Raw genomic sequence first — 16243 nt, 5'->3', positions numbered from 1 at the left:
GGCTCAGTCGGTGGAGGGTCGTGCCGCCGGGCGGGCCGCCGCCCGGATCCGGTCCGGCCAGGGCGGACAGTTGACCAGTTCGGTCCACTCGCGGTCGTAGCGCCCGGGCACCGCGCGCCCCGCGGACGCCCAGCGCTCGACGAGCGCCGCGTAGATCGGTACGGATGTGGATGTGTGAACGGTCTGATGAACCGTTCCGTCGCCTTCGGTGCTCCGGTCCAGCGCTCTGCTCGGCTGCGAGAGAGAACGGCGTCGCATCGTCGTCGTCATAGTCGGACAACGCGCTCCGCCCCGCCGGGTCACCTTCCGCGCGCCGGTCTCACCCGCATCGGCGTGGTCTCGCACATGTCAGCGACTCCCCGGCGGTGGGCCCGGGCGGCCCGGCCGCACCCCCTTTTCGCACTCCGAAATGAAAAGCATTGCCGCATTCATAAAGCACCTTCGCCGCCGGTGCGCAAGTTTATTGATAACCGTGTCCATTGCAGCCTTTGGTGAATTCCCCTCGGTGCTGTTTCAATTGCGCTGTCCCGAAGACGATCCGAGGAGGAGCCGGTGGGAGCTCATGCGCACGGACCCGACGAGGGGCGCGGCGGAGCTGGGCACGGCGGCCACGCCCACGGGGTGGCGGAGAACGCCGACCGCCGGTGGCTGTCCCTCGCCCTCGCGCTGATCAGCGGCTTCATGGCGGTCGAGGTCGTCGTCGGGATCATCGCCCGCTCCGTGGCGCTGCTGTCCGACGCGGCCCATATGCTCACCGACGCCGCCTCCATCGTGCTCGCGCTCATCGCGATCCGGCTCTCGGCGCGCCCCGCACGCGGCGGATACACCTATGGGCTCAAGCGGTCGGAAATCCTTTCCGCCCAGGCCAATGGCCTTTCCCTGCTGCTGCTCGGCGCCTATCTCGGCTATGAGAGTGTGGGGCGGCTGATCGATCCGCCCGAGGTGACCGGCGGTCTGGTGCTGATCACCGCGCTGGCCGGGGTGGCGGTGAATCTCGCGGCCGCCTGGTGCATGTCCAGGGCGAACCGCTCCTCGCTCAATGTCGAGGGCGCCTTCCAGCATGTGCTCAATGATCTCTACGCCTTCATCGCCACCGCCGTCGCCGGGCTGGTGGTGGTGACCACGGGTTTCGCCCGCGCCGACGCGATCGCCGGTCTGCTGGTGGTCGTCCTCATGATCAAGGCGGGTGTGGAGCTGCTGCGCGCCTCCGGCCGGGTGCTGCTGGAGGCCGCCCCGGCCGGGGTCGAACCCGATGAGGTGGGCGGCCGTCTCGTCGCCCATGGACAGGTGGCGGAGGTGCACGATCTGCATGTCTGGCAGATCACCTCGGGCGAGGTCTCGCTCTCCGCGCATGTCCTGGTCGCGGCGGGCGGCGACTGCCATGCGGTCCGGGAGGACCTGGAGGCGGTGCTGAGCGGTGAGTACGGGATCACCCACACCACGCTTCAGGTCGACCATCTGGAGGACCCCGCCGCGCGGGGAGGCGAGGACGGGGAGCACTGCCCGACCGCCCACGGCCCGGTGCACCGGGCGGCGTCGTACGGCCACTGAGTGCGTCGCGCTGAGCCGGGCCGCACGGAGCGGGGCCGCGTGGCGCCACAGCTTGCGGAAGGCCCGGGAGCGTCGCGGCGCTTCCGGGCCTCGATGATGGTGGCGGGGTGCCGTCCCTGGGGACGTCACCCCGGACGGCCGGCGGGTGCCGGCCGTATCAGGCGGCGGCCGGAGCGGCGGCCGGACGGAAGGTCGAGGTCACCAGCGTCTTCACGAGCTGGGCGACAAACGCCTCCAGCGCGATCTGGGCCAGCTTGACCAGGACGGTCGTCAGAATGTGGGCCATGAGTACCTCACTGGACGGAACACGAGCGGAAGCGAGGCATCCGCTTCCGTCCGTAGCCTGACCCGCGTCGGGAAGCGGGTGGCGCACACCGGGTGAGCGTCCGGTGAATGGAAGGAAAGCTGAGGTTAAGAAACGCCGGAGATATCCGGTTTCCCGGGTGGTGTGTTCAGACCGCGAGCGGCGGCCGCCGGGGGAAGAGCAGCCGTGGCGCGACGGCCGCGCCCAAAGTGGCGGCGGCCGAGCACGTGCCGACGACCGACCAGGCCATCGGGCCCAGGGGCGTACAGCCGAAGAAGTGGCTGACCACCGGGGTCTCCACGATGGCGAACAGCGTGGCCGCCGAGGCGACGCTGGTGACCAGCACCAGGGGACTGTGCCAGTCCGTCATGAACGTCTGGCCCAGCTGGGTGCCGACCAGCGCCGCGAGCCCCATGGTGCTCGCCCGCCGGTCCCGGCCCGTCATCCGCCCGCACTGCCAGGCCGCGGCGGCGCCCAGCGCGGTGGCACTGCCGCGCACCGCGAGGATGCGCCCCAGATCGGAGCCGAACAGCGCGGACGCCGGGCCGCCGACCAGCGGGTCCTCACCGGACTTCTGTTCCCGGGACCGGGCCAGGGCCACCGCCAGGGCGGGCAGCATGTCGGTGAGCAGATTCACCAGCAGCAGCTGACGGGTGCCCAGCGGCGCCCGCCCGGCCACCGCCGCGCCCAGGACGGTGAAGGCGACCTCCCCCGCGTTCCCGCCGACCAGGATCGCCACCGCGTCGCGCACACTGCGCCACAGCGCCCTGCCCTCCTGCAGCGCGTCGAGGATCCGGGTCGGGTCCGGGTCGGTGAGCACCAGGTCGGCGGCGGCGCGGGCCGAGGCGGAGCCATGGGCCGACAGCCCGATGCCGATGTCCGCGAGGCGGATGGCGGCCGCGTCGTTCACCCCGTCCCCGGTCATGGCCACCACCTGCCCGGCCTGCCGCAGCGCCTGGACGATACGGACCTTGTGCTCGGGGGAGACCCGGGCGAAGACGGTGGTACGGGCGATCCGCTCGACCCGCTCGCCTTCGGGCAGGGTGTCCAGCTCCGCGCCGGTGAGCACCGGCTCGGCGTCCGGGATGCCCAGCTCCCGGGCGATGGCGACCGCCGTGGTCGGATGGTCGCCGGTGACCATGGCGACGCGCACCCCGGCGTCGGTCAGCCGCTTGACGGTCTCGGCGGCACCCGGCCGTGTGGTGTCGGCGATGGCGATGAAGCCCAGCAGCGTGAGCTCCGTGGCGATTCCGGCCACCTCCGCCGTCGGCGTGTCGGACGTGGCGGGCCGGGCCTCGGCCACCGCCAGCACCCGCAGCCCGTCGGAGGCCAGCGAGTACAGCAGGCGCTCCGTGGCGTGCCGCCGCTCGGCGGTCAGCGGCACGGTGTCGCCCGCCGCCCCCGGACTCAGGGCGTACGCACACCGGGCCAGCACGATCTCCGGTGCCCCCTTGACCGCCAGATGCGGGCGCCCGGACTCCGTGCCCAGCGACGCCGAGAATCCCCGGCTGGCCTCGAAGGGCAGCTCGGAGACCGGAGACCAGGCGTCGTCCCGGTCGCAGTGCGCGGCCGCCGCGTCGATGACGGCCTGGTCGGTGGCGTGCGCCAGCGCCCGCCCGCCCTCGCGCTCGGGGCAGGCCCGGGCCGCCGTACGCAGCAGCCGCCTGCCCAGCGCACTGCCGGTCGGCAGCTCGTGGTCGTACCCGGCGACCCGGGCCACGGCCAGCCGGCCCTCGGTCAGGGTGCCGGTCTTGTCGAAGCAGACGACGTCGACCCGGCCCAGGGCCTCCAACACCCGCGCCGAGCGGGTCAGCACCCCGCGGTGCGAGAGCCGGCGCGCCGCGGCGGACTGCGCGACCGTGGCCACCAGCGGCAGCCCCTCGGGCACGGCGGCCACCGCGATGGCCACGCCGGTGGACAGCGCCTCGCGCACCGGCACCCCGCGCATCAGCCCCAGCAGGGTGACGGCGGCGCCGCCGAGGCCGGTGGCGGGCAGCGCGACCTTGGTGAGCGCGGCCAGCCGGCCCTCGATCCCGATGGGCGCGGTGGCGCGTCCGGCCAGTTCGGCGGCGCGCCCGGCCTCGGTCTGCGGTCCGGCGGCCACGACCACGGCGTATCCGGTTCCGGCGAGCACCGTGCAGCCCTCGTAGACCATGCAGGACCGGTCCGCGAGGTCGGCGCCCGGAGTGGCGGCCGGGTCCTTGGCCACCGGGCCGGACTCGCCGGTGAGTCCGGCCTCGTCCAGCTCCAGCCGGTCGCTGACCAGCAGCCGGGCGTCGGCCGGTACGACGTCCGAGGGCCGCAGCGCGATGATGTCCCCGACTCGCAGCTCCTCGGCGGCCACCGTGCGCACCGGGGCGGTGGTCAGCCCCGCGAAGAACACCTCGCGGTCCGCCGCCACCCCGTCCGCCAGGGGCATCGCGGGCGCCCAGTCGACCAGCCGGCCGTTCATCCGCTCGCTCAGCAGCAGGCCGCGCAGCGAGCGCTCGGCCCGCAGCCGCTGTGCGCCGCTGATCACCGCGTTGCCCGCCATCACGCTGACGACGAGGAAGGAGTCCACACCGGATCCCACCGCCGCCGAGGCCGCGGCGCCCAGCGCCAGCACCGGGGTGAGCGGATCGTGCAGCTCCTCGCGCACCGCGTTCACCAGCGAGGCGGTGTTCCGGTACAGCGCCGCGAACCGGGCGGAGGCCGCCCCCATGGCACCGGGCGCCCCGGCCCGTACGACCGTCCCGGCGGCCTTGCGCACCGGACGCACCCCGGCGGACCACAGGGCCCCCGGCGCGCCGGGACCCGCGCCGCGTGACGCGCCCGAAGCGTCGGGCAGCTCCGTCCCGTTCTCCCGGAACGCGCACAGCACGCTCAGGGTCTCCCGCGCCCCCAGGGCATGCCAGTTGCCGCGGACACGGGGCGGCGGCGGGGGGCGGCGCTCGACCCGGCGCGCCGCGCCGATCCCGCCGAGCACGGCCAGGAACGCCGCGCTGTACACCGGGGAGGTGGCGAGTCCGGCCACCGCGGGCCGGGTCCCCGCCGCGGCGATGAGCGCGCCGAGCGCGGAACCGCCCATCGACAGCCGCGCCGCGCGCCGGCTGACCGAGCGCGCGTCCTCCAGCGCCCGCAGCACCCGCCACGCGTGAAGAAGCCCGGGGCGGCAGATCAGATCGGCCGACCAGCACACCCGGCTCTCACCGCGCGCCGTGACGGCGACGCCGAGATCGGCCGCGCCGAGCGCCTCGTCGTCCTCGCCGCTGATCACCAGCACGCCGTGGCCCTCGACCTGGAGCCGGCGCACGGTGTCGGGGAGCGAGGTGCCGAGGGGGAGCAGTTCGTCGGCCCAGGGAGCGATCTCGTCCGTACTGGCGTGTCCGGTGAGCACCAGACGCCGCGCGCCGGAGCGGGCCGCCGCCACCACGGCGTCGGCCAGCGGGTCGAGTTCACAGCCGATCCGGACCCGGGCCTGCCGCCGGCCGTCCTCGCCGTGCAGGTCCGCGGTCAGGGCCAAGGGGCTCGCCGGGATCGCCGCGGGGATGTCGTGGGGCCGCTCCAGCCGCCAGAGGCCGCGCGTCCAGGGCCCCTCGTCGGACAGCTCCCGCAGCGTGCGGCGGTCCAGGACGGACTGCGCGGCGCTCCACGCCTCGGCCTCGCCCAGGTCGCCGACGGTGGTGACCGACATCAACCGCGGACGGCCGGCGCACAGCACCCGCGCGTCGATCAGCACCGCCGACACGCGGTCCAGCAGCCGCAGCGCGGTGCCGTCCATGGGCACCACACCGTCGCGCGCCAGCACATCGCCCAGCCGGGCGGCGAACGCCTCCCGCCCCATGGCGGCCGCCTTCGGCACGGTGGCCATCAGCGCCTTGGCGGCCTGCGCGGGGTCGCGAGTCCACGCCAGCAGCCCGCCCGCACCGGACAGCGAGGCCAGGGAGGTGCGGTCGATACAGGTCTCCACCGGTCCGTGCGGCAGGGGAGCGGGCCGGGGGGCGGGCGGGTGCGAGCGCTCCGGGAGCCCGTCGCCGCCGGTCACCAACTCCGGCTCCCGGCTCTGCCATACGACCTGCCGGCCGCGGATCTCGGCGAGTTGCAGCACGCGCTGCAGCGCGTCCAGGGCGAGCGGGGCCTCGCCCCTGGTCAGGGCGTGCACCACGGCGTTCGACACGCCGATCAGGGTGTCGGCCTGGGCGCGGCCGAGCCGGGACTCCAGCAGACCGCGCACCCGCGGCTGGATCTCCGCCATCACCAGGGGGACGCGCAGTGCGGGGGAGAGCGCGGGCATCATCGACACCCGCCGGATCGTGGCCGCCACCAGGCCCAGGCAGTCGGCGGCGAGCGCGGTCGCGGCCAGCGTCGCCGGCGCGGAGGCGAACGGCGGCTGCGGACGGCCCGCCGGAAAGGAGTCCACGTCCGTGCCCTGGGCCGCCTCGACGCGCTCGACCACCTTCAGTACGTCCTCGGGGCCGAGCTGGTCCTCGTCGAAGTCGACCAGCACCTGGCCCAGCGCCGCGTTCACCCCGGCCCAGTTGACGCCCGCCACCCGCCGCAGCGCGTCCTCCACCGCGCGGGCCAGCCGCTCATGCCCCTCCCCGTGGCCGGTGAGCCCGAGGACCTCCACATGGGCCCGGCCGGCCCGGGCCCACACCCTCCGGCTGGAGCGCCGGTCGCCGGTGTCGCGCAGGACGTCGGCGATGTCCGCGAGGCGCAGCCGCAGACCGCTGATCCCACGGGACGGGGCGGAGACGAGGCCCGTGAACCCCGTGAACACAGTGATGGGCAGCAACGGCTGCTCTCCCCTCGGTCCTGATATGCCGAGATCGCAAATTCGGCCTATGCTTACCTAATTCAGTCACAAAGTAACCAAATTGACATCCGGTAGGAGGAAGGCGTGAGCGCAGCGACGACATCGTCCAAGACGACCGACACCCGGAAGACGGGCGCGTCCTCGGGGAAGGACCGCACCGTCACCTTCACCGTCCCCCGCGCCGCCATGGCCACGGCCAACGTGGCCACGATGCCGATCAGGACCGCGCGGCGGATCCTGCCCGCCAAGGGCGGGCTTCCGCTCTACCTCGGCCTCGGCGCGATGGGCCTCGCCGGAGTGCTGGAATGGCCGATCGCGGTAGGCGTCGGCGTCGGCTACGCCGTACTGCGCAACCCCCCGCCGGGCGCCGAGACTCCGAACGCGAAGGGCGCCGCGGCCTGAGCGTCGGCCTGGCCCGGTGTCACGTCCGCCCGGTGTCACGTCGGCCCGGTGTCACGTCGCCCCGGTGTCACGTCGGCCCGGTGTCACGTCGGCTTGGTGTCACGTCCGCCCGGTGTCACGTCCGTGACGAGCCGTGGTCCTCCAGCCGGACCGGCGGCAGAAACTCGCTCAGCAGCGTCCGATGCCACCAGGCCCCGGTGGCCCGCCGTTCCGCCGGGGTGGTGAAGCGGTAGAGATACAGCCGTGCGCGCAGATGGGTGGGCGGCGCCTCGGGGAACGGGGTGGCGCGCAGCAGCTTCACCGTCGCCGGGTCGTTGACCAGCAGCTTGCCGATCAGCGGAGTGAACCAGGACCCGGCGTAGGCGGGCGAGAGCCCCGCGAACCACATCATCCAGTCCAGCCGCAGATGGTACGGGGCGTACTGGCGCGGCATCCGCCGCACATCGCCCGGCTTGCCCCGGAACTCGTAGTCCTTCCAGACCGTGTCCGGGGTGAGGACCGCGTCGCCGGTGCCCTGGATCACCACCTCCTGCCGGCTGCGGCTGATGCTGCCGAAGGCCCCGTAGGTGTTCACCAGGTGCAGCGGGTTGAACGAATAGTTCATCAGCTGGCGGCCCGACAGCAGATTGCGGGCCGGCCAGTAGCTGAGCACCAGCACCAGCGCGGCCGCGGCCAGCACCACCACCTCGTACCAGACCGGGGGAGCGGCGAGGGCCGGCGGCCCGGGCAGCCCCAGCACCTCGGCGGCGCGGCGCCCGTCGACCGCCGGGAGCGCCAGCAGGATCGTCAGCCAGTTGAGCCAGGAGAAGTTCCCGGAGGCCACCAGCCACAGCTGGGTGACCACGACGATCCCCGCCGCCACGCTCGCGACCGGCTGCGGGGTGAACAGCAGCACCGGCACGATCAGCTGCGCCACATGGTTGGCCGCCACCTCCGCCCGGTGCAGCGGCCGCGGCAGATGGTGGAAGAACCAGCTCAGCGGCCCCGGCATCGGCTGGGTCTCATGGTGGTAGTAGAGGCACGTCAGGTCCCGCCAGCAGCGGTCCCCACGGATCTTGATCAGTCCGGCTCCGAACTCCACCCGGAACAGCAGCCAGCGCAGCAGCCACAGGACGAGCACGGGCGGCGCGGTGTGCTCATTGCCCAGGAAGACGGCGAGGAACCCCGACTCCAGCAGCAGGGACTCCCAGCCGAAGCCGTACCACACCTGTCCCACGTTGACGATCGACAGATACAGCAGCCACAGCACCAGCCACGCCACCATCGCGACCGCCAGGGGCGCCCGGTCCGCGGCCCCCACCAGCAGCGCGGCCGACAGCGCGGCCCCCAGCCAGGCGCAGCAGACGAAGAACCGGTCGGAGTAGTGCAGATGGAACAGGCTGGGCGAGCTCCGGAACGGCACCCGTTCGAGGAATCGCGGCACCGGGGTCAGCCCCCGCTCGCCGAGCAGCGCCCGGCCCTGCAGGGCCGCCGTCAGAAAGGCGATCAGATAGACGGCGGCCAGCCCCCGTTGAAAGACCAGTCGGCTCAGCCAGTAGTCGGATGAGGTGAACCACTCCATGGGGGCCGCTCCCTGAGCCGGTCTGCCTTCGGCCTGCATGTATCGGTACCACCTTGGGCGGGTGCCCGCCATGTGCCGGCTCATACGGCGGACCGGGTTCATTCGGTAGGGGGCCTAGGGGGGTGAGGGGTTAGGGGTTATCCGTGCCGTGCCCGGTCCGTAGCGTCAATGCCCGGCATGGATCCGGAGGGAACCACTCAATGCTTCTTCTCGAGCACCGCCGAACCCCGCGCACAGCGATGACAGCGATGGCACCGGCGAAGGCGGCGGTGGCCGCCCGGGCCGGGAGACACAGATGACCGACCATCCGGTCCGGACACCGGCCGGCCGGCCCGTCGGGATCCTCGGCACCGGCTCGTATCTGCCGGCCGAGGCCGTGTCCAATGAGCTGGTGGCCGAGCGCGCCGGGGTGACCGCGGAGTGGATCTCGGCCAAGACCGGGATCCGGCGGCGCCGTTACGCCGCCGACCACGAGGCCACCTCCGACCTGGCCGTGGAAGCGGCCCGCGCCGCCCTCGCGGACGCCGGGATCAGCGCCGGTCAGCTCGGCTGGATCGTGGTCGCCACCTCCACCCCCGATCATCCCCAGCCCGCCACCGCGTGTCTGGTGCAGCACCGGATCGGTGCCACGGGCGCGGCCGCCTTCGACCTCAACGCGGTCTGCAGCGGCTTCGTCTTCGCCCTGGTGACGGCGGCCGGGCTGCTGTCGGCCGGCTCCGGCGCCCCCGCCCCGTACGCCCTGGTGATCGGCGCCGATGTCTACTCCCGCATCATCGACCGCACCGACCGGCGCACCGCGGTGCTCTTCGGCGACGGGGCGGGGGCGGTGGTGCTCGGGCCCGTGCGCCCCGGCTACGGCCTCACCGGATCGCTGCTCACCAGCGACGGCGCACTCCACGAGCTGATCCAGGTGCCGGCGGGCGGCAGCCGCGCACCGGCCTCGGAGAAGACCCTCGCCGACGGGGGCCACTTCTTCCGGATGCGGGGCCGCGCGGTCAGCGAGTACGTCCTCGCCGAGCTGCCGCGGGCGATACGGGCCCTGCTGGCCGCGCAGCGCACGGACGCATCGAGCGTGGACCACTTCATTCCCCATCAGGCCAACGGTGTGCTGCTGGCCAAGGCGCTCCCGGACCTCGGGCTGCCGCGGGCACGCACGCATCTGACGGTGTCCGAGCACGGCAACACCAGCGCCGCCTCCATCCCGCTGGCGCTCGACGACGCCCGGCGACAGGGCGTGTTCACCGACGGGGAGTTGCTGCTGCTGGCCGGTTTCGGCGGCGGGATGTCGCTCGGCGCGGCGCTCGTCAGGTGGCAGGACGGCCACGGCGGTTCGTGAGCTACCCAAGGTCCCAGCCAGTGAAAGGACTCATCGGCATGGCACAGCGCTTTCCCACCGTCGCGGTGTTCGGGCTCGGCACCACCGGCTGCCACCTCGTGGACGCCCTGGTCCGCGGCGGTCGGCGGGTGATCGCCGTGGAGCGGGACGAGGCGGCGCTGCGGCGCGGCCGGGGGCGGGTGACCGCGGCGGAACCCGCCGTCGCGTTCACCACCGACCCGGCGGCCGCCGCACGGGCCGACCTGGTGGTCGAGGCGGTCCCCGAACGGCTGGAGACCAAGCGCCGGCTGCTCGCCCGCGCCCACGCCGACTGTCCGCCAAAGACGGTGTTCGCCACCACGACCACCGGGCTCCCGGTGACCGAGATCGCCTTCGGCTCCGGCCGGACCGACCGCACGGTGGGACTGCACCTCTTCCCGCTGGGCCCCGACCGCGAGGACCGGGCGGTGGAGGTGGTGGGCACCCCGCTCACCGGCGACGCGGTCCTGGCGGACGTGCGGGAACTGGTGCGCGACCTGGGCCGGATCCCGGTGCCGGTGGCCGACCGGCCGGGCTTCATCGGGGGCGCGCTCACCATGGCGTACCTCAACAACGCCGTGGCCATGTACGAGCGGCGCTACGCCTCGCGCGACAGCATCGACACCGCCATGACGCTCGGCTGCGGACTGCCGATGGGGCCGCTGGCCCAGCTGGACGCCATGGGCCTGGACACCGCGCGGGACTCCCTGGAGGCGCTGTACGAGCGCACCGGCGATCCGCGGTACGCGCCCGCGCCCACCCTGGCCCATATGGTCACCGCCGGTCTGGTGGGGGTGAAGGCGGGCCGCGGCTTCTACGAGTACGAGGCGGGCGGCGCCGCCCGGGGCGGCGAGGCGGACGGCCTCGGCGAGCCGGTGCCGGCACGCGCGGTGCGGCGGATCGGGGTGGTGGGCTCGGGCACGATGGCCGTCGGCATCGCGGAGGTGTGCGCGCGCTCCGGCTATCCGACGGTGCTGGTGGCCCGCAGCGAGCTGCGCGCCAAGGAGGCCACGGCCGCCGTGGAGCGCTCGCTGGAGCGGGGGGTGCGGCGCGGCAAGCTGGCGCCCGGGCTGCTCACCGAGTCGATGGACCGGCTGGCCGCGGGACGTGACCTTCAGGCGCTCGGCGCCTGCGACCTGGTGGTCGAGGCCGTGGCGGAGGACATCGACGTCAAGCGGGCCGTCTTCGCCGATCTGGACCGGGTGTGCGCACCGGGGGCGGTGCTGGCCACTTCCACCTCGAGCCTGCCCGTCATCGAATGCGCGATGGCGACGCGGCGGCCCGAGGACGTCATCGGGATGCACTTCTTCAACCCGGCGCCGGTGATGCGGCTGGTCGAGGTGGTGCACACCGTGCTCACCTCCAAGGAGGCGCTGGGCACGGCGCACGCGGTGGCCGCGGCGCTCGGCAAGCGTGCGGTGGACTGCCCGGACCGGTCCGGTTTCATCGTCAACGCCCTGCTCTTTCCCTATCTGAACAGCGCGGTGGCGATGGTTGAGGAGGGCTGGGCCACCGCCGAGCACATCGACACGGTGATGGCGGCCGGGCAGGGCTATCCGATGGGTCCGCTGCGCCTGCTGGATGTGATCGGCCTCGATGTCTCCCTCGCCATCCAGCGCACTCTGCACGGCACCTTCCGGGATCCGGCCCTGGCCCCGGCCCGCCATCTGGAGCGGCTGGTCGAGGCGGGTCACCTGGGCCGCAAGGGCGGCAGGGGGCTGCACCTCCACGAGCGCTAGCGGCGGGCCACGGGGGGATGCCGGGGCCGGGGGCACACCGTCCCCGCCCCGGCATCCGTATGCCCCGCGCGATGACAATGGGTATGCACGTGCCATTGGAATAGTCCAAGGGCTTGGATGTGTGGCTGTGGAATTCATTGTGACAGGGATTGGCGCGCCATCCCTCTGTCCGCTTTATGGCATGAGAATTCCCGGCGAATCGCTTGCGGTTACCAGCGGCAACAGACATAAGAATCGCATTAGCGATCAAAACGGGCAAATAAATGTTCGAAGGGGGTCCGCGGTGCCTCAATGGATGACCACTTGGTGTCGAAGTCAAGGATGTCATGGGTTATCCCGGGTCCTGCTAGGGGGTCTCGTGTATGCTGGCCCTTCCGAACAAATGCCCACGTGAACGGGGGTGGCGCAGGGTTGTCAGGGTGTTGGTGCACTTCGGCTTCGCGGTGTCGCCCCAGGTAGGGGCCGGCTCGATCGCATCGATTTTGTCGATCGTCGGGCAGTCCGCTCAGAATTGGTAATTCGTTAACGATGATTTTACGTGCGGCGATGGTGGCGTGGCCGGTGGGCGTATAGCTTGCTGGAGGTCGTTCGGGCTGCCGTGAGCAGTGCTTCGCGTCGCATTCGGGGGTGCGAGCAATGGTATTTTCATCGGCCAGAGCCAGACAATTCGACGCACAATTCGACAGACTTCGTCGGACGTTTTCCCGATGCCTTTCCGGGGAAGCGGGCATCGTGCTCGTCGAGGGCGCGGTCGGTTGCGGCAAGACCCATACGCTCGAAGCCGTCACCGCCCATGCGGCGAAGGCCGGAGCCCTTGTCCTCAAGGCCTACGGAACGTCGGCCGACCGGGCTCCGCTCGGCACGCTGCGCCAGCTTCTGGACTCGCCCCGGCTGCCCAAGGCGACCGCCGACCATCTGCGCAAGGCACTCGACCAGGGCGCCCTCGATGCCGCACAGCCCCGTGAAACCCCTGGTGGCGACCCCGCCGGCGGGACCCCGCCACATATCCAGGCGGCCCGGGAGTTCCGTGCCGCGCTGCATGAACTCGCCTCACGCGAACCGGTGGTGATCTGCGTCGACGAACTCCAGCTCGTCGATGCGGAGTCACTTCAGTATCTGCTGTATCTGGCGACCCGTTCACGCTCCGCCAAACTACTCATGGTGTTCGCACAGGCGACGGACAGCGACCAGAAAGACGCGGTCTTCAATACCGAACTGCTGCGTCAACCCAATTTCCAGCGGCTGCGGCTGGAGAGGCTGTCCTGGGAGGAGACCGCGCATCTGCTGACCACCCGTCTGGGACTCCCGGATTCGGCCGATGTGGCTTACACCTGGTACGAGGTGAGCGGCGGTAATCCGTTGTTGCTACGCGCGGTGATTGACGATTACCGCACCGCCGGGGCGCCCCCACGGCACGGTCGCGCCGTGGAACCCGTGGTGGGTGACATGTTCGTCCAGGCCGTACTCACCTGTGTCTACCGCAGCGGGCGCACCGTCTCCCGGCTCGCCGAGGGCATCGCGGTGCTCGGCGCCTCCGCCTCCCCCGAACTCCTCGGCCGGCTGCTGCGCATCGGCTCCGCCGGCACCCGGCGCGGCGTCGCCGCGCTGGACGCGGCGGGCCTCGTCGACGGTCTCGCCTTCCGTCACCCGTATGTGGAGGCCGCGGTGCTGGAGGACATGGACCCCGAGGTCCGGCTGGACATGAACCGCCGCGCCGCCGTCCTGCTGCACCAGGGCGGCGGGGCCACCCTCGCCGTGGCCCGTCATCTGCTCGCCGCCCAGGGTGCCGACGAGCCCTGGGCGGTGCCGCTGCTGCGGGACGCCGCGCAGCAGGCCCTCGCCGAGGACGACGCCAAACTGGCGGTCGCCTGCCTGGAGTTGGCGTACACGGCCTGCCAGGACGAGGAGCTGCGGGCCGGCATCAGGATCGGCACCGCCGGGATCATGTGGCGGCTCAACCCCTCGGCGTCCGAGCGGATGCTGGAGGAGCCGCTGGCCGCGCTGTACGCCGACCGGCTGCCCGCCGCCCATATCGGACGGCTGATCGAACTCTTGCTCGCCCACGGCCGGATCGAGGAGGCGCGCGGCGCCATCGGCCGGCTCAACGCCGTGATGAGCGACGCGGGACCCACCTCGATGGCCCAGTTCCGGATGGCCGCCCGGTGGGCCCAGGACTCCGGTGCGCCGGACCGCCTCCCCGGGGCCGCGGCGCGCCAGGGCGAGGACGGCGGCGCCTCCTCCCGTACCCCGCTCAGATCCCGCAGACCCTCCTCGCTGTCCACGATCACCGCGGCGTTCAGCGGCTTCTTCGGCCGCGGGGGGAGCGAGGAGTCGCCGGTCGCCGCGGCGGAGAAGGTGCTCGAGGTCTCGCCGCTCACCGACGCCACCTTCGAACCCATCGTCAACTCGGTGAACGCGCTGGTGTACGCGGGCCGCCCGGACAAGGCGGCGCCGTGGTGCGATTCGCTGATGGAGGAGGCCGAGCGGCGCCGGGCACCGGGCTGGCGTGCCATCTTCGCCTCGATCCGGGCCGAGATCGCCCTGCGGCAGGGCAACCTCGTGGAGTCGGCGGCCTATGCCACCATCGCCCTGGACATCGTGCCCGGCAGCGACGGAAGCGTCTTCATCGGCGGCCCCCTGGCCAGCCAGATCCTCGCGTACACGGCGATGGGCAAGTACGACGCGGCGGCGCGGCAGCTGAGCCGCCCGGTCCCCGAGGCGCTGTTCAAGAGCATCTACGGACTCGGCTACACCCGCGCCCGCGGCCGCTATTACCTCGCCACCAACCGCATCAACGCGGCGCTCGGCGAATTCCTGATGGCCGGCCGGCTCGCCCAGCTGTGGGAGCTCGACCAGCCCGCGCTGCTGCCCTGGCGCTCCGACGCCGCCGAGGCGTGGCTGGAGCTCGGCGACCGGGAGAAGGCCGCGAACCTGGTCTCCGAGCAGCTGGCCAGGAACGGTGCCGGGGACTCCCGGGTCCGCGGCGTCTCCTTGCGGTTACTCGCCGCCGCGGGCGACATCGAGAACCGGTCCCGGCTGCTCGGCCAGGCCGTGGAGGAGCTGCAGTGCTCCGGCGACCGGCTGGAGCTGGCCCGGGCGCTGGACGATCTGGGGCGTACGCTGCGCGGCTCCGGGGAGCTCGGACGGGCCGACGCCATCACCGGCCGGGCCTGGCGGATGGCCAAGGAGTGCGGGGCCGAGGAGCTGTGCGACCGGATCCGCCTCGACTCCGGTCTGCAGGCCCGCGATCCAGGGCCGGTGGTACGGCCGGTGTCCGGACCGCTCGGCCCGAAGCCGGCGGTGCCGCCGTCCCTGGGGACGAAGCTCAGCGAATCCGAGGCCCGGGTCGCCGCCCTGGCGGTGGACGGTTATACGAACCGGGAAATAGCCGCCAGCCTGTTCATCACCATCAGCACAGTTGAGCAGCATTTGACGCGGGTGTACCGCAAGCTGAATATCAGGAGTCGCCAGCAGCTGCCGACCGCGCTGCGGGCCCAGGTAGATGAAATCGCCTGAGCGCTGACGGGGGCGAGGTCCCGCGGAAGGGGTGGCGGCAGGATGCCACCCCTGTTCCATGACCACCCCTGATTACCCCCCTATCGCCGCGGCAGACCTGGAGCGCGGGCCGACGGCGTTGATAGCTTCTGGCCGCATGAAGGGCATAGTCCTCGCCGGAGGAAGCGGTACCCGACTGCATCCTTTGACACATGCGGTGTCGAAGCAGATCCTTCCCGTCTACAACAAACCGATGATCTATTATCCGCTGTCGGTGCTCATGCTCGGCGGCGTCAGGGAAATCCAGATCATTTCCACCCCGCTCCATGTGGGGCTGTTCCGCGCGCTCCTCGGCGACGGCCGCCGGCTGGGCCTTTCGATCGAGTACGCCGAACAGCCGGAGGCCAATGGCATCGCCGAGGCATTCATCATCGGAGCCGAGTTCATCGGCGACGACCAGGTGGCGCTGGTCCTCGGCGACAACATCTTCCACGGGCCCGGGTTTTCGAAGATGCTGCACAACGAGGCAAGCCATGTCGACGGCTGTGTGCTTTTCGGCTACGGGGTCAAGGATCCCGAGCGCTATGGTGTCGGGGAAATGGACGAGCAGGGCCGGCTGATCTCCCTCGAGGAGAAGCCGGCCGCCCCCCGGTCCAATCTGGCGATCACCGGCCTGTATCTCTACGACAACGACGTCGTGGACATCGCCAAGAACGTACAGCCCTCCGCGCGCGGCGAACTGGAGATCACGGACGTCAACCGGGTCTATCTGGAGCGCGGAAAGGCCAGACTGGTCGGACTCGGCCGCGGATTCGCCTGGCTGGACACCGGAACCCATGACTCGCTGCTGCAGGCGGGGCAGTATGTGCAGCTTCTGGAACAGCGCCAGGGCGTGCGGATCGCCTGTCTCGAGGAGATAGCCTTCCGCATGGGTTTCATTGACGCGGCCGCCTGCCACGAGCTCGGTGCGGAACTCGGCAAGACCGAATACGGAAAATACCTGATGGATATCGCGGCCAATCATCGCTGAAGGGTTGTCTCC

10 protein-coding genes are annotated in these 16243 nt (G+C 72.0%); 6 read left to right on the top strand and 4 right to left on the bottom strand.

What is annotated here, in order from left to right:
* Nucleotides 1-3: 3 nt before the first annotated feature.
* Entirely contained in the window at nt 4-258 is a 255-nt protein-coding gene (locus J8403_RS04940; RefSeq protein WP_211122046.1) for a hypothetical protein, read from the bottom strand.
* A gap of 294 nt (nt 259-552) precedes the next feature.
* On the opposite strand from J8403_RS04940, the gene J8403_RS04935 reads away from it, so the two are divergent.
* Nucleotides 553-1551, top strand: a complete 999-nt coding sequence (locus J8403_RS04935) for a cation diffusion facilitator family transporter (RefSeq protein WP_211122045.1) — start codon at nt 553-555, stop codon at nt 1549-1551.
* Between the two features lie 157 nt (nt 1552-1708).
* Here the strand turns inward: J8403_RS04935 and J8403_RS44285 are convergent, their stop codons facing one another.
* Both J8403_RS44285 and J8403_RS04930 read right to left on the bottom strand, forming a co-directional pair.
* A complete protein-coding gene (locus J8403_RS44285; RefSeq protein WP_269785803.1) occupies nt 1709-1837 on the bottom strand; it encodes a hypothetical protein in 129 nt (42 codons plus the stop codon).
* A gap of 166 nt (nt 1838-2003) precedes the next feature.
* Entirely contained in the window at nt 2004-6629 is a 4626-nt protein-coding gene (locus J8403_RS04930) for a cation-translocating P-type ATPase (protein WP_211122044.1), read from the bottom strand.
* A gap of 105 nt (nt 6630-6734) precedes the next feature.
* On the opposite strand from J8403_RS04930, the gene J8403_RS04925 reads away from it, so the two are divergent.
* Nucleotides 6735-7052 carry a hypothetical protein gene (locus J8403_RS04925; RefSeq protein ID WP_211122043.1) on the top strand — a complete coding sequence of 106 codons (318 nt, stop codon included), beginning with the start codon at nt 6735-6737 and terminating at the stop codon, nt 7050-7052.
* A 115-nt stretch (nt 7053-7167) separates the two neighbouring features.
* Here J8403_RS04925 and J8403_RS04920 read toward each other — a convergent pair whose 3' ends face one another.
* Complete coding sequence (locus J8403_RS04920; RefSeq protein WP_211122042.1) at nt 7168-8613, bottom strand: lipase maturation factor family protein; 1446 nt, start codon at nt 8611-8613, stop codon at nt 7168-7170.
* A gap of 295 nt (nt 8614-8908) precedes the next feature.
* Here J8403_RS04920 and J8403_RS04915 point away from each other — a divergent pair, with 295 nt between their 5' ends.
* The 4 genes from J8403_RS04915 to rfbA all read left to right on the top strand — a co-directional run bounded on the left by J8403_RS04915 (nt 8909) and on the right by rfbA (nt 16231).
* The gene (locus tag J8403_RS04915; protein ID WP_211122041.1) at nt 8909-9949 is read left to right on the top strand and encodes a 3-oxoacyl-ACP synthase III family protein; all 1041 of its coding nucleotides are present in this window, start codon (nt 8909-8911) and stop codon (nt 9947-9949) included.
* Nucleotides 9950-9987: 38 nt separating this feature from the next.
* A complete protein-coding gene (locus J8403_RS04910) occupies nt 9988-11706 on the top strand; it encodes a 3-hydroxyacyl-CoA dehydrogenase family protein (protein ID WP_211122040.1) in 1719 nt (572 codons plus the stop codon).
* Between the two features lie 636 nt (nt 11707-12342).
* Nucleotides 12343-15222, top strand: a complete 2880-nt coding sequence (locus tag J8403_RS04905; protein ID WP_246585693.1) for a helix-turn-helix transcriptional regulator — start codon at nt 12343-12345, stop codon at nt 15220-15222.
* Nucleotides 15223-15358: 136 nt separating this feature from the next.
* Nucleotides 15359-16231, top strand: a complete 873-nt coding sequence (gene rfbA / locus J8403_RS04900; protein WP_211128083.1) for a glucose-1-phosphate thymidylyltransferase RfbA — start codon at nt 15359-15361, stop codon at nt 16229-16231.
* The last annotated feature ends 12 nt before the right edge of the window (nt 16232-16243 follow it).

Origin of the sequence: Streptomyces yatensis (assembly GCF_018069625.1) — a bacterium.
GTDB classification, from domain to species: domain Bacteria; phylum Actinomycetota; class Actinomycetes; order Streptomycetales; family Streptomycetaceae; genus Streptomyces; species Streptomyces yatensis.
This window is presented reverse-complemented; position numbering and strand designations above follow the sequence as displayed.